The sequence below is a fragment of the Pseudomonas sp. NPDC089741 genome, from assembly GCF_044748825.1.
Classification (GTDB): domain Bacteria; phylum Pseudomonadota; class Gammaproteobacteria; order Pseudomonadales; family Pseudomonadaceae; genus Aquipseudomonas; species Aquipseudomonas helmanticensis.
The window spans coordinates 37,476-56,904 of record NZ_JBIVGT010000006.1 but is presented as its reverse complement, the minus strand read 5'-3'; the positions used below and the strand labels follow the sequence as shown (position 1 = coordinate 56,904).

The following is a 19,429-nucleotide window of genomic DNA, read 5'->3' as shown; positions in this document are numbered from 1 at the left end:
CATGCACAGTTTCGATTTCAGCCAGCTCAGCCCACGGGAAAAATACAAGATCCTCATCGGCAGCGTCGTGCCCCGGCCGATTGCGCTGGTGACCACCATCGATGGCGAGGGCCGGGTCAATGCCGCGCCGTTCAGTTTCTTCAATGCGCTGTCGGCGGATCCACCGATTCTGGCGCTGGGCGTCGAGAACTACGGCGACCAAAGCCCGAAAGACACCACGCGCAATATCCAGCTCAATCAGGAGTTCACCGTGAATATCGTCAGCGATGCGCTGGTGGAGGCGATGAATGTGTGTGCCGTGCCGTTCGCGCCGGGTTTCGATGAGCTGACCGCAGCAGGGCTGACGGCGATTGCCGGCACCACGGTGAAATGCCCACGCATCGGCGAAGCCCCGGTGGCGCTGGAGTGCCGACGGATGATGGCGCTGAACATCGGTCAGTCGCGCGAGATCATTTTTGGCGAGGTGCTGATGGCGCATGTGCGCGATGAGTTGATCGATCCGAAGACGCTGTACATCGATCAATTGGCGCTGGATGCGATCGGGCGCATGGGCGGCCATGGTTACGCGCGAACCCGCGATTACTTCGATTTGCCGACCCGTTCGTTGCAAGCGTGGACGGACGCACCGGGCGGTGGCGAACGCTTTTGGCCAACCCCCAAATAAACGGCAACAGCAAAAGATCGCAGCCTGCGGCAGCTCCTACTGATCGTTCCCACGCTCCGCGTGGGAATGCCGCCATGGACGCTCTGCGTCCACTGTGACGCGGAGCGTCACGGGATGCGTTCCCACGCAGAGCGTGGGAACGATCATTACCGGGTTTAGTCCGTGCCGTATTTCGGCGAACGCGGGCCGTACAGCAGGCCCGCCGGGTGCCCGGCCGAGAGCAGTCGATTGCTCGCCACACCGGCAATCGGATAACCGGCATCGGTGGAACTGTTGATGATCTGCTTCACTGCCGCCGTGATCAGCATGCCAACCAGACCGCCACCACCGTTATTGCCGCCCTCTTCGCTCGACGCCCGCGCCGCACCGGTCCACAGCGTGGTGCCGGTTTTCAGGTCAACCAGTTTCGCCGTCGCGGTCACTGCGGTTTCGCTGCTGATCACCATGTAACGCGTACCGTATTCGGAAACGGTGATGTACAGCGCCGCGTCCGCACCGAAGATTTCCTTCAGTTTGTTCGGCGGTGCCTGATGAATGTCATCCGGTGTGGTCAGGCCGTTCTGGCGGAAGGTCTCGTCGACCAGCGCAATCGGCAACACGTAGTAACCGGCTTCGGCCAGCGGGAACGTCACTTGCGACAACAGGCTGTACGACGCCTTCACATCCGGCGAAGTGTTCAGCGGTGGCAGCACCAGAATGGTCTTCGGCCGCGCCTGTTTGTACGCCGAATAGTCGACGGTTTTCGGCGCGACACAGCCACCGAGTACGGTCAGGGCCAACGCGCCGGCCAGCAGTTTCAATGCGCGCGAAATCATTGCACGACTCCGGCCTTGGCGTTTTTAAGGAGAAAATCCATGTACGTGCCGGACTCGGGGAACAGCGCTTTCTCGGTGTTGAACTGCTGCACCATCTGATCGTCCTTGCCCATGCTCAGGTACAACAGGCCCAGGTGCGCGTGGTAACCCGGCGGTACGGCTTTGCCGGTGGAACGGATCTTTTGCAAATCACGTTCAAGCGCTTCGGCCTGGGCTTCTTTCGGCTCTTCGCCTTTGAAGTATTCGTAGACCTGCGGCTCGTAGCCTTCCCACTGGTACAGGGTTTTCGGGCTGCTGCAACCGGCCAGCAAGGCGCTGGCGGCCAGCGTCAGCACCAACAATGTGCGCGACATAGTCAAATTCATGGGGTGTTGCTCCTTGCAATGGGCGTCGATCAGTTGCCCGGTTTCCAGGCACCGGCGTTCATGCCGTCCACCAGACGATTGATTGCCTCACGCATGGCCAGGTCGAGGACTTTGCCGTTGAGGGTGGAGTCGTAGGCAGCGGTGCCGCCGAAGCCGATGATTTCGCGGTTGGACAAGGCGTATTCGCCCGCGCCCTGTGTCGAATAGACCACTTCGGAAGTACTGATGTTGACGATGTTCAGGTTGACCTTGGCGTAGGCGACCTGGGTCTTGCCACGGCCGAGAATGCCGAACAACTGGTGATCGCCGGTCTCTTTGCGGCCGAACTCGGTAACGTCACCGGTGACCACATAATCAGCGCCTTTCAAGCGTTGGGCCTGGCCCTTGATCGCCGCTTCCTGCTGGATTTCACCCATGTTGTCGCGATCCAGCACGCTGAAGCGGTTGGTCTGCTGCAAGTGGGTGATGAGAATAGTCTTGGCCTGACCACCGAGACGGTCGACGCCATCGGAGAAGATCCCGCGCATGTAGCTGGAGCGGTTGTCGAACTTGCCCACGGCCATTGGCACGCGAACGCCGGTCCAGATCTGCGAAGCGCTTTCAACCTTGGCCACCGGCAATGCGCGGGAGCTTTCAGTGGCGCAACCGGCGAGCGAGCCAGCCAGCGTGCCCAGCACCGCAATCGCCACGCCTGAGACCAACATCCGGGAGATCATTCTCACTGAGTATTCCTTTTTGAAAAACAGGGGTGTCCCGGCACGGCAAAGCGTTGAGGCTCGGGAAAGGGCCGGCATTATGCCAAAGTGCCATCACCGAATACAGATTTTTTTGACGCCACCAATTTGACCCGCTTGTCACCTGTGGAGGTGCCGCAGGCTGCGATCTTGATCGTTCCCACGCTCTGCGTGGGAATGCAGCCACGGACGCTCCGCGTCCACTGTGACGCAGAGCGTCACGGCAGGCGTTACCACGCAGAGCGTGGGAACGATCAGGGTGCGCTAATGGAAATCGCGGCTCTGCACGCGGATGCCATTGAGCAACGGGCTGAGGTCGCTCAGGCGGCCGGCGATCAGGTGGCGCACTTCGCCTTCGCGTTCCCAGCGGCCGTCGACCTTGAGCAATTGCGAGCCGACCAGCACCTGGCGTTGACGCTCGGCCAGATCGCGCCAGACCACCACGTTGATGTTACCGAACTCGTCTTCGAGGGTGACGAAGGTCACGCCGCTGGCGGTGCCCGGACGTTGCCGGCCGGTAACCAACCCGGCAACACTCACCGGCCTGCCATGCTCGACGTCGAGCAACTCCTGCGAACTGCGGCAGCGCCGGGCCTTGAGTTCGCCGCGCAACAACGCCAGCGGATGCGGCCCCAATGTGGTGCCGAGCGTGGCGTAGTCAGTGTGCAAATCCTCGCCGACGCTGGGTTTTGGCAGCACCACGTCGGGTTCTTCCTGGCTCGGCAACCCGGCAAACAAGCCAAGCTGTTTCTGCACCCCGGCCACCTCCCAGCGCGCCCGATGACGATGCCCGGCCAAACCGCGCAACGCCCCGGAATCCGCCAATAACGCCTGCGCCCGGCTGTCGAGCGCCGCCCGCTCGCCGAGATCAGCAACATCGGCAAACGCCCCGCGCGCCCGAGCAGCTTCGATGCGCCGGGCATCGTCTTCGCGAAAGCCCTTGATCATCCGCAGGCCCATGCGGATCGCCGGTTGCGCCGCCGTGGTGGTTTCCAGGCTGCAATCCCAGTCACTGGCGCGCACGTCCACCGGACGGATCTGCAATTGATGCCGGCGCGCATCCTGGAGAATCTGGTCGGGACTGTAGAAACCCATCGGCCAGCTGTTGATCAGCGCACAGGCGAACGCCGCCGGTTCGTGGCACTTGAGCCAACAACTGGCGTAGGTCAGCAAGGCGAAACTGGCAGCGTGGGATTCGGGAAAACCATAGCTGCCGAAGCCCTTGATCTGCTCGAAAATCTGCGCGGCGAACTCCGGCGTGTAGCCGTTTTTCTTCATGCCGGCGGCGAGGCGCTCCTTGTGCGGCTCCAAGCCGCCATGGCGTTTCCATGCGGCCATCGAGCGGCGCAACTGATCGGCCTCGCCGGGGCTGTAGTCAGCGGCGACGATGGCGATCTGCATGACCTGTTCCTGAAACAGCGGCACGCCGAGGGTGCGTTTGAGCACCACTTCCAGCTCCGGTGACGGGTAGGTTTCCTCTTCTTCCTTGTTCCGCCGGCGCAGGTACGGATGGACCATCCCGCCCTGAATCGGCCCCGGGCGGACGATGGCCACCTCAATCACCAGGTCATAGAACTTCGCCGGTTTCAGGCGCGGCAGCATCGACATCTGCGCCCGCGACTCGATCTGGAACACGCCGATGGTGTCGGCGCGGCTGATCATTTCGTAAGTCGGTTTGTCCTCGGCCGGAATCGTCGCCAGGCTCAAGTCCTGATTACGATGCCGGCGCAGCAGATCGAAGCAACGGCGGATCGCGCTGAGCATGCCGAGGGCGAGGATATCCACCTTGAGCAAGCCGACTGCGTCGAGATCGTCCTTGTCCCACTGGATGATCGTGCGCTCGGCCATCGCCGCGTTCTCGACCGGCACCAGGGTGTCCAGCGGCTGCTCGGAAATCACGAAGCCGCCAGGATGCTGGGACAGGTGCCGGGGAAAGCCGATCAGTTGCCCGGTCAGGCTCAGCACCCGGCGCAACACCGGACTGTCCGGGTCGAAGCCGCCCTCGAGCAGGCGCTCCAGCGGCGGTGTTTCATCGCTCCAGTGGCCGCAGCAATCGGCCAGTGCATTGATCTGATCCGGCGGCAGGCCCAAGGCCTTGGCCACATCGCGTACCGCACCGGCGGCGTGGTAGGTGCTGACCACCGCAGTCAACGCTGCGCGGCCACGGCCGTAACGGCGAAACACGTATTGCAGGACTTCTTCGCGGCGTTCGTGCTCGAAGTCGACATCGATGTCCGGTGGCTCGTTACGCTCCTTGGACATGAAACGTTCGAACAGCAGCGTGGTGCGATCCGGGTCGATCTCGGTGATACCCAAGGCAAAACACACCGCCGAGTTGGCCGCCGAGCCACGGCCCTGACAGAGAATCTGCTGCTCACGGGCGAAGCGCACCACGTCGTGTACAGTGAGGAAGTAGCTTTCGTAGCCGAGTTCGGCGATCAGTTGCAGTTCGTCGTCGATCTGCTTGAGCACTTTGGCTTGCGGGCCTTTGGGCCAGCGCCAGGCGATGCCCTCTTCGGTCAGATGGCGCAGCCAGGAACTGGCGCTATGGTCCTCGGGCACCAGCTCCTTGGGATATTGATAACGCAACTCGCCGAGATCGAAGGTGCAGCGTCGGGCCAGATTCACCGAGGCGTCCAGCAAGGCCTGCGGATACAACCCGCGCAACACCTCGACAGTGCGTAAATGCCGCTCGCCATTGGGGTGCAAACGCAACCCCGCCTCGGCCACCGGCAGGTGATGACGAATCGCCGTCATGGTGTCCTGCAAGGCGCGCCGGCCACGGGCGTGCATGTGCACGTCGCCGCTGGCCACGGGCGGAATCTGCAACTCGGCGGCCAGACTCAACAATGCCGCCAGGCGCTGCTGATCGTTCTGTCCGCAATGCAACTGCACTGCCAGCCACAGCTGCTCGCCGAAGGTCTGCTTCAACCAGCGGCCTTCTTCGACCTCATCGACCGCGTCCGGTACCCACAACACCAACAGGCCCGCCAGCGGTTCATTGAAGTCCTCGCGCAGCACTTGATACTGGCCCTTTTGCGTACGCCGGCGGGCACGGGTAATCAAGCCGCACAGCGCCTGATAACCCGCCAGGTTCTCGACCAGCAGTACCAGTTTCGGGCCGTTGTCGATGCGGATTTCACTGCCGATGATCAGCGGCAGCTCCACCGATTTCGCCGCTTGCCACGCCCGCACAATCCCCGCCAGCGTGCATTCGTCGGTAATCGCCAGCGCTTGATAGCCGTGCTTTTTCGCCCGCTGAAACAACTCCAGCGCACTGGAAGCACCGCGCTGGAAGCTGAAGTTCGACAGGCAGTGCAGCTCGGCATAGCCATCGTTCATGCAAACCAGCCCTGCAGCCACAACGGACCGCCCTCACCCACCGCCCGATAAGCCCAGCCCTGCTGACCGGCGCGGTTCTGGATCAGGTAATAATCGCGGCGCACATCGGCGCCGTCCCACCAGCCCGATTCGATGCGCTCCGGGCCCATGAGAATCCGCGCCGAACCTTGCGGCACGCTTTGCGGTTCATCGAGCAACCAGCCCGGACGCTGCACCTTCGGCAACCCGCTGCAGCGCAGTTTGTCGACGCCGTTCTGCCACGCACACTCGGGCCGGTGATCGGCCTGAAAACGCAGCCCCTGCACCGCGTCATCGCCCAGACGTGCCCGCAGGCGTTCGCGCAATTGCTCCCAGGGCAAGGTCTGCTGCGGACGGTCGTCAAACAGCTCCTGAAACTGCGGGACGAAACTCGGCAGATCCTCGGCGCGCAAGCGAAAGCCACGCACCGGCGCCTCGACCTGCACTTGTTCCAGGCGTCCACGGGCCAGTTCGAAGAGCATCGCCGGATCACGTTCGGCGCTGAGCAGGCCGACCTTGATCACTGTGTCCGGCAGCCCGGCGTGTTCCAGATGCAGATCGAAACGCTGCACGCCGCTGTCGCGTCCGCAAAGGAACGCCGACAGGTCACCGGTCAAACGACGTAACGGGAACAGCAGCGCCTGATGCGATTGCACGTCGAAATTCAGCTCGATGCGCACATCGAAACGATCCGGCGGCAAGTAAAACTCCAGCGCCAATGGCCGCGCACCGAACAAGGTGTCGAGGTGTTTGAGCATCTGCGCCTCGAAGCGTCGGGCCAGCGCCTGCCGTGGCAGGCTCTGTACCTGACTGAGGTTGCGCAGGCCCATGCGCGACAGCGCCGTGGCCACATTCGGCTCCAGCCCGACACGGTCGACAGGCAACTGGCCGAGGTGATGTTGCAAGGCTTCGCCATCGGGCACCACCAGACCGTCATAAGCGTTGGCCAGCACCCGTGCTGCCACTGGATTTGGCGCGGCAACGATGCGGTGGCGAAAGCCCAGATCCGTCAGTTCCTTACGCAGCCGTGCTTCGAACTGCGCCCAGGAACCGAACAGACCCAGGCTCGATTCAATCTCGAAGACCACGGTACGCGGGTAATGCACACTGACCTGCGCGCTGAAACCGTAGGCCCAGGCGGCGAGAAACTGCTGCCAGTGCTCGACCTCGGCCGCTTCGTAATCGGCGGTGATAAAACCTTTGCTCATCGCCTGAGCGGCCGTCATCGACTGGCCGGGACGCAAGCCAAGCTTGCGCGCTGGCGGATTGACCGCTTGCAGCACCCGACGCTGGGCCGGACCGCTGAGCAGGACCAGCGGCTCATCGGGATCGGGGCGTTGGCGCAATACAGCGTCGAGGGCCAATTGCGGAAACAGGATACATACCCAGCGCATGGCGACCTCAATGACCCACGGCAAAGGCAATCGGCGCCGTGCGCGCCAATCCGCCACGGCACTTGAGGACGCGCAACTGCGCGGGTTTGGCGTCGATGGCAATGCGCAACGCCGCCGGTGACGGGTTGACCGCTTCGCTCAACGACCGCCAGGCAAATGCCAGGGTCTGGCCGGTTTCCGCCGCCACCTGCAAACGCCGCAACGCGCGGTCATCGGCCTTGTGCGGCCAGCACAGCACCGCGCCACAACTGCCGGAACGCAAACACTGTTCCGCCGCCCACAAGGCATCGCGTTCACTGGCCTGAATCACCGACAACTGGCGCAGATCGACGCCGGCGCTTTCCCACGCCTGCGGGTACGGCACGAACGGCGGCGCTATCAGCACAATGCGCTCGCCCGCTGCCGACAACCGCGCCAGCGTCGGCCAGACCAGTTGCAGTTCGCCGACACCAGGGGCGGCCAGGAGGATTTCGCTCAGCGCCGCTTCCGGCCAGCCACCGCTGGGCAGTGCCGCGTCCAGCGCGGCGTGCCCGGTCGGTTGCGGGCTGGCGGCCGGTGGCGCAGGTCGGCCCTTCCAGACCTGGCCGCCATTGAACAGCGTATCCAACGCAACGACGGCGCCCATCAGCCTTGCCTCACCAGGCCACAGAACACCCCTTCGATGGCCAGATCCTGATCGTCGCGCACGACAATCGGCTGGTACGCCGGATTGCGCGGCAACAGCCGCACTTCATCGCCGAGCCGTTCGAAGCGTTTGATGGTGACTTCACCGTCGAGCCGCGCCACGACGATCTGGCCGTTGAGCGCTTCGGGATTGCGCCGCACACCGACCAGATCACCGTCGAGGATGCCGTCCTCGATCATTGAATCGCCCTGCACCCGCAACATGTAATCGGGTGTACGCGAGAACAGCGCCGGGTCGAGCAGCAAGCGGCTATGCACGTCGGCATCGGCGCCAATCGGCGCACCAGCAGCGACGCGGCCGAGCACGGGAATGTCGAGCAGCTCCGGACGCGGCGGTTGACCGAGCAAACGAATGCCCCGGGCCTGATTGGGGTTGACCTCGATAAACCCCGCTTCAGTCAGCGCGAGCACGTGCTTGCGCGCCACGCTGCGCGAGGCAAAACCAAAAGCCTCGCTGATTTCAGCGAGGCTTGGGGGCTGACCGTGTTCAGCGATTCGATCGCGGATAAAGGTCAGGATGGCGGTACGGCGGGGAGTGAGGTTCGTCATGGAGTACATTTGTACTCTTTTCGGATTTTCCTGACAACAGCCGCAGGTCGGCCCACCCCACGTTGATCGTTCCCACGCGCCGCGTGGGAATGCAGCCCGTGACGCTTCGCGTCACTGGACGCAGAGCGTCCCTAGAGGCATTCCCACGCAGAGCGTGGGAACGATCAGTGCGGTGAGTCAGCTCAGGCCGCGTTCGGCGAGGAACCCGGCGATGTAATCGATAAAGGCGACGACCTTGGCCGTGGCCCGTCGATGGCTCGGGTACACCGCCAGAATGTGCGGGCCAAAGGTGTCCGGGTCGATCTCATAGTCGGCCATGACCCGCACCAGTCGCCCGTCGGCAATGTACGGCGCGGCGCTCCACAGCGGCGTGTGCAGCAGACCGCGCCCGGCCAAAGCACTGGCCAGCAACAAATCGTAATTATCGCTGCGCAATAGCGGCGCGGTGGGTTGCGCCAGACTCAAACGCTGCCCGTCACGCTCGGCCCACCAGAATTCGCGACTGAGCAACGGATGCTGATACAGCAGCCATTCATGCTGCTCAAGGGTTTGCGGATTCACCGGCAAGCCCTTGCGCGCCAAGTACTCCGGACTGCCGCACAACGCCAGGCGATTACTGCCCACCACCCGCGCAATCAGCCCCGGCAAATCATCATGCCCCTCGCGCAACGCCAGGTCATAACCACTTTCCAGCAGATTGACGAACGCATCGCACAGGTCCACTTGCAGGCTGATCTGCGGGTATTGCTGCAAAAAGCCGTCACACACCTGATCGAGAAACGCCCGGCCATAGGCCAGCGGCGCGGTGATTTTCAGGCTGCCGCGCAAACCGTGCTGCAACTGCTCGATTTCCTCACTGGCCTCGTCCAGCCGATGCAACACCAGCCGCGCGGTTTCCAGGTACACCCGGCCAATTTCCGTGAGCAGAATCCGCCGCGTACTGCGCTCGAACAGCCGCGCGCCCAGCTCCGATTCCAGATGATTGACCGCTTTGGTCAGCGCCGACGGGGTCTTGCCCAATTGCTCGGCGGCACGGCTGAAACTGCCGAGCTGCGCGGTGACCACGAACATTTTCAATGCACCCAACTTGTCCATGCTTTTTCCATTCAGGCAAAAACGTTTTTCGTGAGGGAGGCGTTCTGTCGGCCGTTGCCAGCCACTAATCTGGCCATCAGACGCAATAACAAGGAAATCTTCAATGAAAAGATTCATCCCGCGATTCATTCCAAACCTATTGGTAGCCGCCATAAGTTTTGCCTCGATGGAAGCCATGGCTGCCGCCGACCTGATCCTGCTCAACGGCAAGATTTTCACTGCCGACCACGCTCAACCCAAGGTGCAAGCGCTGGCCGTGGAGAACGGCAAAGTGCTGAAAGTCGGCACCGATGCGCAAATCAAAGCCTTGATCGAACCCGGCACCCAAGTGATCGACCTCAAGGGCAAAGCGTTGATGCCCGGCCTGATCGACAGCCATTCCCATGCGATTTTCGGTGGCTTGGAGATGACTTCGGCGAACATGGAAGACGAAGTCGTCGGCCTCGACGAACTGCAAAAGCGTCTGCGTGACTGGCGTGCGGACGGTAAGGCAAAGCATGGTGATGTGCTGAGCATTGCCGGCATGAGTTCGGCTTACTGGGCGCAAGCCGAGGCGTTGGGCAAAACCTTCAACAGCGGCGAATGGGCCAATGCGCCGGTGGTATTTATCGGCAGCGACCACCACACAGCGTGGGCCAACAACGTCATGCTCAAGCGCGCCGGGATTGACGCGGCGCTGCTGAAAACCCTGCCCGACGCGGAAAAAGACACCATCGGCAAACTGGCCAGCGGCGAGCCGAACGGCTTTGTGGTCGACGCCGGTTGGGATCGGGTCGCCTCGAAAATGCCGGTGCCAAGCCCCGCCGACATGTTGAACGCGGCCAAATCAGCGGTGCGCTACAACAACAGCCTCGGCATCACCGCGTGGATGGACCCGGCCGCCAACGCCGCCCCGGGCGAAGCGGTGTTCGCCCTCAAGCCCACCGAGAAAACCGTCGGCGTGCTGCCGGCCTATAAAGCCTTGTCGGAAAGTGGCGACATGAGCGTGCACGTCGCCGCACTGCTGGTGGCCAATCCGAAAAGCGTGCCCGCCGACCTCGATACACTGGACAAGGTGCGCCAGCAATTTCAGGGCATTCCCAACCTGACCCTGCCCGGGATCAAGATCTTCGCCGACGGCGTGATCGAATTCCCGGCGCAGAGCGCGGCGATGATCGACCCGTACAGCAACTCGCACAAACAGGGCGAATTGCTGATCGATCCGCAGCATTTCGGCGAACTGGTCAGCGCCATCGACCAGCGCGGCTGGCTGGTGCATATCCACGCGATCGGCGACCGCGCGGTGCGTGAATCACTGAACGGCATTGCTCAGGCGCGCAAGGATCGCCAGAGCGGCGTGACTCATTCGATCACTCACCTGCAAATGGTCAACCCGAAAGAGTTCGCCCGTTTCAAACCGCTCAACGTCATCGCCTCGATGCAATTGCTCTGGGCCAGCGCCGACGACTACACCACCGACATGATCAAGCCCTACGTCAGCGCCCTCGCCTTCCGCTACCAGTACCCGGCGCACTCGCTGCTCAAACAAGGCGCGACGATTGCCGGTGCGAGTGACTGGCCGGTGTCGTCGCCGAACCCGTTCAACGCCATGGCGCAGGCGATCACTCGCGTCGGGCCGTTGGGCGTGCTCAATGCCGATGAGCGTCTGGACCGCGACACCATGTTCTATGCCTACACGGTCAATGCGGCGCGGACGATTGGCCTGGAGAAACAGATCGGCTCGCTGACGCCGGGCAAGCAGGCTGACTTTATCGTGCTCGATCGTGACGTGTTCAGCGTCGACAACAAGGCCCTGCATGACACCAAAGTCCTGCAGACCTGGTTCGGCGGTCGTCAGGTCTACACCGCCGAAAAATAACAACACTGATCCCCCCTGTAGGAGCTGCCGCAGGCTGCGATCTTTTGACTTTGATTTTAAAAAACCAAGATCAAAAGATCGCAGCCTGCGGCAGCTCCTACAGGTTTCTCTATCTGCCCAAAAATAATCACAATATCGGGATTTCACATGAAAGCCTTGCCCCTGTTCGCCCTGAGTTTCTTGAGCGCGCTGCCCTTGAGCAGCCAAGCGATCCCTTTGAACGATGACTTTGCGCTGGTGGTGGATCTGAATTTAGCCAGCGATTACCGCACTCGCGGCATCTCGCAAACGCAAAACGACCCAGCCGTACAGGCCGGCCTGACCCTGGCTCACAGCAGCGGTGCGTACCTCGGCGCCTGGAGCTCCAACGTCGATTTCGGCGGCGGTCTGAAAACCCGCCAGGAAGTCGATTACTACGGCGGCTGGCTGTGGCAGGCGACCGAGGATGTCAGCCTCGATCTGGGTTACATCAAGTACGCCTACCCCAAGGAAAGCCAGTTCAACCAGAGCGAGGTCTACGGGATTCTCGGCGTCTACGGGGTGAAGCTGGCGGCGTATTACTCCAGCGATGCGCCGGGGATCGATAGCAAACAGAGTTCGCTGTACACCTACATCGGTTATGAAACTGAACTGCCGTACGACTCGGGGCTAAAGCTGCGGTACGGCAACATGGATTTCAAGGATGCGCATTTGTACTCGGCCTCAGGCAACGCTGAAGAGTCGTACCGCGAATGGGAGGTCAAAGTCACTCACAACCTCGCCGGCGTGGTGTTGGGCCTGAGCTACATCGACACCGATCTCTCACAAAGCCAATGCCTGAGCAACTGGGGCTTCAAAGACGTCTGCACCGCCACCGTCGTCGCCAGCCTCAGCAAATCCTTCTGACCCCCCTGCCCCCCTGCCCCCCTGTAGGAGATGCCGAAGGTTCGGGCCGCGATCGGACGATCTTTTGATCTTGATCTTTAAAAACAAGATCAAAAGATCGCAGCCTGCGGCAGCTCCTACAGGGTTTTCTTTCGACTTGTTACAGGATGTTTACGGAATTTTTACTATTGCTCTTCTACAGTTACACGCGCAACCGTGTGTGTTTTCTATTTGAGTAGAGGAAAAATGCGAATGGCTTTGGGCAACGGACTGCGTTTACCGTCCATCTCTGCGACCCGATTGGTGCTGCTGTTTTCCCTGGCGCTGGTGGCGCTGTACAACCTGGCGACCTGGAAGGCGCTGGGCACACTGATCACCCTGCAAGGCGCGCACAAACTGGGGTTTTTCGTCTCGTTCGGGCTGTTCTTGTGGGCGGCAATTACCTTGCTGCTGACCCTGGTGTCATTCCGCTGGACGCTGAAACCGGTGCTCACCGTGGTCGCCCTGCTCTCGGCGTGCGCCGCGTATTTCATGAACGAATACGGCATCACCATCGACACGGTGATGATCCAGAACGTCTTCGAAACCAACCCCGCCGAAGCCACCGCGCTATTCAACGGCAAGCTGCTGACCTACCTGTTGCTGCTCGGCGTGCTGCCGGCGGTTTTGATCTGGCGTTGGCCGGTGAGTTATCGGCCGTTCTTTCGCGGGCTGCTCAACAAGATCCTGGTGATCGTCGCCTGTGTGCTGGTGATCGCTGCGTCGGTGGGCGCGTTCTATGCGACCTACGCGCCAATCTTTCGCGAAGAAGACAAACTCACCCACTTCATCAACCCGACCAACTACATCTACGCGATCAGCAAATACACAAAACAACGCCTGGGCATCAAAAAGCACTTCGTGGTGCAAGCCATCGGCGAAGACGCGGTGATGAGTGCTAAAGCGGCGAGTCGCGAGAAGAAATCGCTGATGGTGTTTGTGGTCGGTGAAACCGCGCGCGCCGATCACTTCTCGCTGAACGGCTATGAGCGCGAGACCAACCCCGAACTGAGCAAACTCGACATCCTCAATTTCACTCAGGTGCATTCCTGCGGCACCTCGACAGCGGTCTCGGTGCCGTGCATGTTCTCGATGTTCCCGCGTGAGGATTACAGCGACAAGAAAGGCAAAACCTACGAAGGCCTGCTCGACATCCTCCAGCGCGCCGGCGTACAGGTGTTGTGGCTGGACAACAACAGCGACTGCAAAGGCACCTGCCTGCGCGTACCGCATCGGGACATTTCGAAGAAACAGCCGGGGCCGTTCTGCGACGGCAACAACTGTCTGGATGAAGCGCTGCTGGCCGATCTGCAAAGCTACATCGACAGCCTCAAGGGCCACGCGATCATTGTCCTGCATGCGGACGGCAGCCACGGCCCCGAGTACTACGAGCGTTACCCGAAAGAGATGGAGCGCTTCAAACCGATCTGTCACACCAACCAGTTGGGCAGTTGCAGCCGCGATGAACTGGTGAACGTGTACGACAACACGATTTTGTACACCGACCACTTTCTGGCCAAGGTCATCGAGTTACTCAAGCGCAATCAGCAGACACTGGATACGTCGATGGTGTACGTCTCCGATCACGGTGAGTCGCTGGGTGAAAACGGCTTGTATCTGCATGCGGCGCCGTACGCGCTGGCGCCGCAAGCGCAAACGCATGTGCCGATGGTGATGTGGTTTGGCGACGGCACGCTGGCCAGTGAAGGGATTGATCGCGGGTGCCTGCAAGGCAAGACCGGGCAGGCGGATCTGAGCCACGACAACCTGTTTCACTCGGTGCTGGGGTTGTTTGAGGTGAAGACCTCGCTGTATCAGCCGGGGCTGGATATTTTCCATGACTGCCGGCCATCGATGACAGCAGCGCAATAACCCTTCTTGCTGATTGCTGATTGCTGATTGCTGATTGCTGATTTGCAATGTAGGAGCTGCCGAAGGCTGCGATCTTTTGATGTTGATTGTTAAAAACAGGATCAAAAGATCGCAGCCTTCGGCAGCTCCTACAGGGATTGTCATAGGTTTGCCAGATAGGGCCACGGGTAGATCCCGCGCTGGTGGCCGTCGCTGAAGATCAATTGCACGCCGTAACCCTGGGGGTTGAGTTCGATCAGGCGTACGCGTTCATCGACCAGCGGCGTCAGGCCTTTCAGGCGAAAGGCGCGGCATTGCGAGCATGGGCACTGGCGGCGCAGTTCGGCGTGGTTGAACTGTTGTTCGCGACCGTCAGGCCAGCTTAACCGCAGGATCTGTTCGCTCTGCGAATTCCCTACCGACAGCGGGTTCATTGCAACTGGCCCAAGGCAATCCGCACGGCTTTGCGCACTTCCGGGTCGCCGTCATCCTGCGCGGCCTGCAATGCCGCGACGGCGCCGCGATCATTCAACTCACCCAAGGCCAGCGCAGCTTCCTTGCGCAGGTTGCTGATGCGATGGCCGAGAGTGTCGATCAACGCGTCCAGCGCCGGGGCGAAACGCAGACGGCCGAGACTGCGAGTGGCGCGCAGGCGCACTTGCCAATAGTCGTCGCTCAGCGCTTCGACCAATGCCGGGCCAGCGTCAATGTGGCCGACTTTACCCAAGGTCGTCGCGGCTTCTTCGCGCACTTGCCAGGCGTGGTCCTGCAAGGCCTGGCGCAGGGCTGGCAACACTTCGGCGCTGGAGGCCAATCCCAAAGCACCGGTAGCGGCGCGGCGCACTTCGGTGTCCGGGTCGTCGCTGGCCAATCGTGCCAGGGCGGGCAGTGCATCGAGCTGCTTGAGCCAGCCGAGCACGCCCACCGCTTCACGGCGAACACTGGCATCCGCATCGTTCAACGCAGAGACCGCAGCCGGCGCGGCATCGGCGAAACGCAGCTCACGCAAGGCGCGATACGCGGCAATACGCACGCTGACGTCGGCGTGAGCGGTCCACGGCAAAATCACTCGCCCCGCCGCTGCCGTTTTCAACAGGCTCAGACTCTGCGCCGCGGCAGATTGCACGGCGGGCGCCAGATCGGTCAGCGCCACGCACAACGCTTGCACGACTTCTTCATCCTCCCAGGCCTCGAGCAATCGCGCAGCTTCAGCGCGGACTTCTTCGGCAGGATCCTCGCCGAGGCGATCGACCAGCCAGAGCAAGCCATCCGGTTCTTCGAGATCGGCCAGATCGATCAGGGCAATACGGCGCACGCCAGCGTCTTCGGCGGTCAGGCGCGGTTGCAAGGCGAGGATGTCTTGGTTATCGGTCACAGCAAAAATAGAGGTCATAGGGCAAATCGCGGCAAAGGGTTTTCGGGAGGCAGGCCGAGCGGATTAAGGCGCGGCAGCGGTCGGTCGTCGTCATGGCGCAGCAGATCGAGGCAGTGACGCTTGAGGCGGGAAAATTCGGCGCTGGTCACCAGTTCGCTGGTGCGCGGGCGGGCAAAATCCAGGCGCAAGTCTTCGATGATTCGCCCCGGCCTGGCGCTCATCACCAGCAAGCGATCGGCGAGGAACAGCGCCTCGTCGATGTCGTGGGTGACGAACACTACGGTGGTGCGGATGCGCGTCCAGATGTCCAGCAGCAGCTCTTGCATGTTCAACCGGGTCAGCGCATCCAGCGCACCGAACGGCTCGTCCATCAGCAACAGCCGTGGACGATTGACCAGCACTCGGGCGATTTCCACGCGTTGCTGCATGCCGCCGGACAGCTGATCGGGCCAGCGCTCGGCGAAGCCTTCGAGGCCGACCAGTTTGAGAATGTCATCGGCGACGCGATGCCGTTCAGTCTTGCCGATGCCACGCATTTTCAGGCCGAAGGCAACGTTGTCGCGCACCGTGCGCCACGGAAACAGCGTGTGATGCTGGAACACCATGCCGCGCTGCGGCGATGGCCCGGACACTTCGCCGCCATCGACTTTGAGGCTGCCGGCATGCGCGTGCAGATGCCCGGCCAAGGCGCCGAGCAAGGTCGATTTGCCGCAACCGGACGGGCCGAGAATGCACACAAACTGGCCTGGTTCGATCTGGCAATCGAGGCCCTGCACCGCTTCGAACGCCTCCGGCCCTGCGCCAAGCACGATGGATAACTGGCGGATATCGATCCGCCCTTCCGGCGTTTGCATCACGCTCATCAGGCTTTTCCTCGCGGTCGATGCCAAGGCGTGAACAACCCGCCCAGGCGTTTGATCAGCAGACTGCTGCCCATGCCCAACACGCCGATCAGAAGCATGCCGACGACGATGTCGGCGTAGTTCTGAATGGTGTAGGACTCCCAGGTGTAATAGCCGATGCCGAACTGGCCGGAGATCATTTCCGCCGTCACCAGGCAGAACCACGAAGTGCCCATGCCAATCGCCAGACCGGTGATGATGCTCGGCGCGGCGCCGGGCAGGATCACTTCCAACAGGATTGCGCGGCGCCCTGCCCCGAGGCTTTTCGCTGAGGCGATCAAACGTGGATCGACGCCTTCCACACCGTGCACGGTGTTGAGCAGGATCGGGAACAGCGCGCCGGTAAAGGTGATGAAGACCATCGACAGTTCCGAGGACGGGAACATCAGGATCGCCAGCGGAATCCACGCAACGGCGGGGATTGGGCGCAGGACTTCCAGCGGCGGCAGCAGCAGGTCTTCGGCCCATTTCGAGCGGCCGATGGCCAGGCCCAATGCGATGCCGATCAGCAGCGCCGCGAGGTAACCGGCGAAGACGCGGCTGAGGCTGGCGGTCAGGTGTTGCAGGAGCTTGCCGGAGTCGCCGAGGCCCAACGCCGCGTCGATCACCGCGATGGGTGTCGGCACGTTGGCGAAGGTGACGAGGCCGAGGTTCCAGTGGTGACTGGCGGCGAGTTGCCAGAACAGCAGGCAGAGCAGCAGTGAAGCGGCTCTGGATGTCCAGCGTAGGGTGGGTGTTTTCATGGAGCGGGTTTCCGGTTGTGGAACTGTGATGTGGCTGATATTTACCCCCTCACCCCAGCCCTCTCCCCCAGGGGGGCGAGGGGGAAAGGGAGCCGATCTTCATGCTTTTCAAAACTTGAGTTCGACTCGATAGAGTCTTTTCAAAACCTGAGTTCGGCTCGATATTTCAGGTCGGCGTAGCTAGTCCAAACACCACGGTCAGTCCCCTCTCCCTCTGGGAGAGGGCTAGGGTGAGGGGCTTTTGATCTTCATCAACGGACAGCGACGGCTTGGGTAGTGGCATCGGTGAAATCGAAGACCTTGCCGCCCTGCGCTGAGGCATATTGCTGGGCCTGGCCTTTGAGCAGGAAGGCGCTCAGGCGGCCCTGGGCATCGCTGGCGAACCACGCCTGTTCGGCGAGCAATTTGATCCCGCTGTCACTGGCTTGCGTGTACACCGCACGGACGTTTTTACCTTGCTGTTTCAACGCGGCCAGCGCGGTGAACGCCTCTTCCGCTGACGCGTATTGGCGTACTTTGTCCTCACCGCGCACCCAGATCTCGGCGACATGGCTGAAGTCAGTGATGGCTTTACCGGTCGTGGCATCCGTGGCTTTCAGCGGCGTCTGCGCGTAATTGGCCAATTGCGCCGTGTAATCCAGATTCGACGCCTTGAACGCCGCGCGAATGTATTGATCGTCGATGAAAGTGTTGAGATCGAGCCCGCGATCAGCCTTCTTCAACAGCTTCAAGGTGTCGATGGCGGTGCCGACGGCTTGACGATATTCCGGCTTCCAGCTCAGGTCGCGGGTCTGCACGCCGAGCGGGCCGTGGAACAGGTAATTGACCTCGGCATCGACGCCAGTGACTTTGGCGATCAGCTCGCTGTACTTCTCCGGTTCCGCCGCGAGCAGTTGATTGGCTTCGATGCTGGCGCGCAGATAAGCGACGACGATCTCCGGATACTTCTTCGCATACGCCTGATCCACCAGCGCACCGTGGAACGTCGGCGCGTTGGCCTGGGCACCGTCATAAATCTTGCGGGCGAAACCACGGCTCGGAAACAGTTCGGCGAACGGCACGAAATCGGCGTGAGCGTCGATCTTGCCGGCCTGCAACGCGGAGCCGGCGACTTCTGGCGGCTGAGCGATGATGTTCACGTCTTTCAGCGGATCCCAGCCCTGCGCCGCCACGGCGCGCAACAACATGCCGTGGGCAGTGGAAGCGAACGGCACGGAAATCGTCTTGCCCTTGAGTTCGCTCAGCGACTGCACGCCCGACGCGCTCGGCACGACAATGCCGTTGCCGCTGCCCTTGATGCTGCCCGAAAGCACGCTGATGAACAGGCTGTGCTTGCCGGCGGTTTCAAACGCGACGCCGTTGAACGCACCGGGGAAATCGGCCATGGCGCCGAAATCGAGTTTGCCGGCGACCATTTCGTTGGTCAGCGGTGCGCCGCTGGTGAAGTTTTTCCACTGCACGTCGTACTGGGCGTCTTTATAGGCGCCGTCGTGGGGCAGGTATTTGTCGAGCAGGCCGAGTTCACGAATCAACAACCCGCCGGCGGCGCAGTTGATGGTGGTGTCCTGGGTGCCGATGGCGATGCGGATGGTTTCGGCCGAGGCCGACAAGGTGAACGAAGCCAGTACCAGACCGGCGATTGCTGCACGCAACATGGTTGTTTCCCCTCGAATCATTTATTTGAGTTCGTCTCCGCCGCGATCAGGGCGCGGTGGGAAACGAGGGGTTTTTGGTCATTCCAGCGTCCGGTGTTTCCGGATGGCTTTGGGTTGTCGTAGATCTACTGTAGGAGTGAGCCTGCTCGCGATAGCGGTGTGTCAGCCAGCACATCTACATCTGACCCACCGCTATCGCGAGCAGGCGAAGGCCTACAGAGATCGGGTTTCAACGCAGGAGATAGGGGATGTCGACTTTCACGGCACCCGTCGGGCAATCCTTCTCGCACGGCATGCAGTACCAGCATTCATCAAACGCCATGTAGGCTTTCTGCGTCGCCGGATTGATCGCCAGCAAATCCATCGGGCAAACATCCACGCACACGGTGCAGCCCTTTTCGGCGATGCATTTGTCTTCGTCGACGGTGACGGGAGCGTTGGAGCGGAAGAAGATTTCCTGAGCTTGATAGGCCATGGTGCGG

The 19,429-nt window shown here is 61.5% G+C and carries 18 protein-coding genes; 4 read left to right on the top strand and 14 right to left on the bottom strand.

The genetic code is table 11. The annotated features are described in order from the left end of the window. The first annotated feature begins 1 nt into the window (after position 1). The gene (locus ACIPZE_RS08710) at positions 2 to 664 is read left to right on the top strand and encodes a flavin reductase family protein (protein WP_283436691.1); all 663 of its coding nucleotides are present in this window, start codon (positions 2 to 4) and stop codon (positions 662 to 664) included. A gap of 155 nt (positions 665 to 819) precedes the next feature. Here ACIPZE_RS08710 and ACIPZE_RS08705 read toward each other — a convergent pair whose 3' ends face one another. The 8 genes from ACIPZE_RS08705 to ACIPZE_RS08670 form a co-directional block, all read right to left on the bottom strand. Continuing rightward, on the bottom strand, positions 820 to 1,479 hold the full coding sequence (locus tag ACIPZE_RS08705) for a DUF799 domain-containing protein (protein WP_129393149.1): 660 nt from the start codon (positions 1,477 to 1,479) through the stop codon (positions 820 to 822). Next, positions 1,476 to 1,832, bottom strand: coding sequence for a DUF4810 domain-containing protein (locus ACIPZE_RS08700; protein WP_283438634.1), 357 nt, complete (start codon positions 1,830 to 1,832; stop codon positions 1,476 to 1,478). The genes ACIPZE_RS08705 and ACIPZE_RS08700 overlap by 4 nt, the downstream gene beginning before the upstream one ends. A 41-nt stretch (positions 1,833 to 1,873) precedes the next feature. Then, positions 1,874 to 2,560 carry a CsgG/HfaB family protein gene (locus tag ACIPZE_RS08695; protein WP_164979470.1) on the bottom strand — a complete coding sequence of 229 codons (687 nt, stop codon included), beginning with the start codon at positions 2,558 to 2,560 and terminating at the stop codon, positions 1,874 to 1,876. Between the two features lie 282 nt (positions 2,561 to 2,842). Next, a complete protein-coding gene (locus tag ACIPZE_RS08690; RefSeq protein ID WP_400772449.1) occupies positions 2,843 to 5,920 on the bottom strand; it encodes an error-prone DNA polymerase in 3,078 nt (1,025 codons plus the stop codon). Then, on the bottom strand, positions 5,917 to 7,332 hold the full coding sequence (locus ACIPZE_RS08685) for a DNA polymerase Y family protein (protein ID WP_283436693.1): 1,416 nt from the start codon (positions 7,330 to 7,332) through the stop codon (positions 5,917 to 5,919). The genes ACIPZE_RS08690 and ACIPZE_RS08685 overlap by 4 nt, the downstream gene beginning before the upstream one ends. Positions 7,333 to 7,339: 7 nt before the next feature. Continuing rightward, a complete protein-coding gene (imuA, locus tag ACIPZE_RS08680; RefSeq protein WP_283436694.1) occupies positions 7,340 to 7,957 on the bottom strand; it encodes a translesion DNA synthesis-associated protein ImuA in 618 nt (205 codons plus the stop codon). After that, positions 7,957 to 8,574 (bottom strand): transcriptional repressor LexA, encoded by a 618-nt coding sequence (gene lexA / locus ACIPZE_RS08675; protein ID WP_008085871.1) that lies wholly within the window; start codon positions 8,572 to 8,574, stop codon positions 7,957 to 7,959. The genes imuA and lexA overlap by 1 nt, the downstream gene beginning before the upstream one ends. Before the next feature lie 168 nt (positions 8,575 to 8,742). Further along, positions 8,743 to 9,660, bottom strand: a complete 918-nt coding sequence (locus ACIPZE_RS08670; protein ID WP_400772447.1) for a LysR substrate-binding domain-containing protein — start codon at positions 9,658 to 9,660, stop codon at positions 8,743 to 8,745. A 103-nt stretch (positions 9,661 to 9,763) separates the two neighbouring features. On the opposite strand from ACIPZE_RS08670, the gene ACIPZE_RS08665 reads away from it, so the two are divergent. The 3 genes from ACIPZE_RS08665 to ACIPZE_RS08655 all read left to right on the top strand — a co-directional run bounded on the left by ACIPZE_RS08665 (position 9,764) and on the right by ACIPZE_RS08655 (position 14,293). After that, the gene (locus tag ACIPZE_RS08665) at positions 9,764 to 11,518 is read left to right on the top strand and encodes an amidohydrolase (protein ID WP_400772445.1); all 1,755 of its coding nucleotides are present in this window, start codon (positions 9,764 to 9,766) and stop codon (positions 11,516 to 11,518) included. Positions 11,519 to 11,665: 147 nt separating this feature from the next. Next, entirely contained in the window at positions 11,666 to 12,403 is a 738-nt protein-coding gene (locus ACIPZE_RS08660; protein ID WP_129393124.1) for a TorF family putative porin, read from the top strand. Positions 12,404 to 12,634: 231 nt separating this feature from the next. Beyond that, complete coding sequence (locus tag ACIPZE_RS08655; RefSeq protein ID WP_400772443.1) at positions 12,635 to 14,293, top strand: phosphoethanolamine transferase; 1,659 nt, start codon at positions 12,635 to 12,637, stop codon at positions 14,291 to 14,293. 140 nt (positions 14,294 to 14,433) lie between these two features. On the opposite strand, the gene ACIPZE_RS08650 is transcribed toward ACIPZE_RS08655, so the two are convergent. From ACIPZE_RS08650 to ACIPZE_RS08625, 6 genes are all read right to left on the bottom strand, one after another. Next, entirely contained in the window at positions 14,434 to 14,706 is a 273-nt protein-coding gene (locus ACIPZE_RS08650) for a DUF971 domain-containing protein (RefSeq protein ID WP_283436698.1), read from the bottom strand. Beyond that, entirely contained in the window at positions 14,703 to 15,665 is a 963-nt protein-coding gene (locus tag ACIPZE_RS08645) for a HEAT repeat domain-containing protein (protein ID WP_400772441.1), read from the bottom strand. The genes ACIPZE_RS08650 and ACIPZE_RS08645 overlap by 4 nt, the downstream gene beginning before the upstream one ends. Continuing rightward, positions 15,662 to 16,510, bottom strand: a complete 849-nt coding sequence (locus ACIPZE_RS08640) for an ABC transporter ATP-binding protein (protein WP_400772439.1) — start codon at positions 16,508 to 16,510, stop codon at positions 15,662 to 15,664. Before ACIPZE_RS08640 ends, ACIPZE_RS08645 begins: the two co-directional genes overlap by 4 nt. Continuing rightward, the gene (locus tag ACIPZE_RS08635) at positions 16,510 to 17,292 is read right to left on the bottom strand and encodes an ABC transporter permease (protein WP_283436701.1); all 783 of its coding nucleotides are present in this window, start codon (positions 17,290 to 17,292) and stop codon (positions 16,510 to 16,512) included. Before ACIPZE_RS08635 ends, ACIPZE_RS08640 begins: the two co-directional genes overlap by 1 nt. A 251-nt stretch (positions 17,293 to 17,543) precedes the next feature. Next, positions 17,544 to 18,947: an ABC transporter substrate-binding protein gene (locus tag ACIPZE_RS08630; protein ID WP_400772437.1), complete on the bottom strand. Its 1,404-nt coding sequence runs from the start codon at positions 18,945 to 18,947 to the stop codon at positions 17,544 to 17,546. 229 nt (positions 18,948 to 19,176) lie between these two features. Further along, a complete protein-coding gene (locus ACIPZE_RS08625; protein ID WP_003225615.1) occupies positions 19,177 to 19,422 on the bottom strand; it encodes a ferredoxin family protein in 246 nt (81 codons plus the stop codon). Between the last annotated feature and the right edge of the window lie 7 nt (positions 19,423 to 19,429).

Bases quoted from the DNA above. Each gene is read 5' to 3' on its own strand.
- ACIPZE_RS08665 (WP_400772445.1), top strand. From the start codon at position 9,764: ATGAAAAGATTCATCCCGCGATTCATTCCAAACCTATTGGTAGCCGCC.
- ACIPZE_RS08645 (WP_400772441.1), bottom strand. From the start codon at position 15,665: ATGACCTCTATTTTTGCTGTGACCGATAACCAAGACATCCTCGCCTTG.
- ACIPZE_RS08685 (WP_283436693.1), bottom strand. From the start codon at position 7,332: ATGCGCTGGGTATGTATCCTGTTTCCGCAATTGGCCCTCGACGCTGTA.
- ACIPZE_RS08695 (WP_164979470.1), bottom strand. From the start codon at position 2,560: ATGATCTCCCGGATGTTGGTCTCAGGCGTGGCGATTGCGGTGCTGGGC.
- ACIPZE_RS08710 (WP_283436691.1), top strand. From the start codon at position 2: ATGCACAGTTTCGATTTCAGCCAGCTCAGCCCACGGGAAAAATACAAG.
- imuA (WP_283436694.1), bottom strand. From the start codon at position 7,957: ATGGGCGCCGTCGTTGCGTTGGATACGCTGTTCAATGGCGGCCAGGTC.
- ACIPZE_RS08700 (WP_283438634.1), bottom strand. From the start codon at position 1,832: ATGTCGCGCACATTGTTGGTGCTGACGCTGGCCGCCAGCGCCTTGCTG.
- ACIPZE_RS08625 (WP_003225615.1), bottom strand. From the start codon at position 19,422: ATGGCCTATCAAGCTCAGGAAATCTTCTTCCGCTCCAACGCTCCCGTC.
- ACIPZE_RS08705 (WP_129393149.1), bottom strand. From the start codon at position 1,479: ATGATTTCGCGCGCATTGAAACTGCTGGCCGGCGCGTTGGCCCTGACC.
- ACIPZE_RS08650 (WP_283436698.1), bottom strand. From the start codon at position 14,706: ATGAACCCGCTGTCGGTAGGGAATTCGCAGAGCGAACAGATCCTGCGG.
- ACIPZE_RS08635 (WP_283436701.1), bottom strand. From the start codon at position 17,292: ATGAAAACACCCACCCTACGCTGGACATCCAGAGCCGCTTCACTGCTG.
- ACIPZE_RS08660 (WP_129393124.1), top strand. From the start codon at position 11,666: ATGAAAGCCTTGCCCCTGTTCGCCCTGAGTTTCTTGAGCGCGCTGCCC.
- ACIPZE_RS08640 (WP_400772439.1), bottom strand. From the start codon at position 16,510: ATGAGCGTGATGCAAACGCCGGAAGGGCGGATCGATATCCGCCAGTTA.
- ACIPZE_RS08655 (WP_400772443.1), top strand. From the start codon at position 12,635: ATGGCTTTGGGCAACGGACTGCGTTTACCGTCCATCTCTGCGACCCGA.
- ACIPZE_RS08630 (WP_400772437.1), bottom strand. From the start codon at position 18,947: ATGTTGCGTGCAGCAATCGCCGGTCTGGTACTGGCTTCGTTCACCTTG.
- ACIPZE_RS08690 (WP_400772449.1), bottom strand. From the start codon at position 5,920: ATGAACGATGGCTATGCCGAGCTGCACTGCCTGTCGAACTTCAGCTTC.
- ACIPZE_RS08670 (WP_400772447.1), bottom strand. From the start codon at position 9,660: ATGGACAAGTTGGGTGCATTGAAAATGTTCGTGGTCACCGCGCAGCTC.
- lexA (WP_008085871.1), bottom strand. From the start codon at position 8,574: ATGTACTCCATGACGAACCTCACTCCCCGCCGTACCGCCATCCTGACC.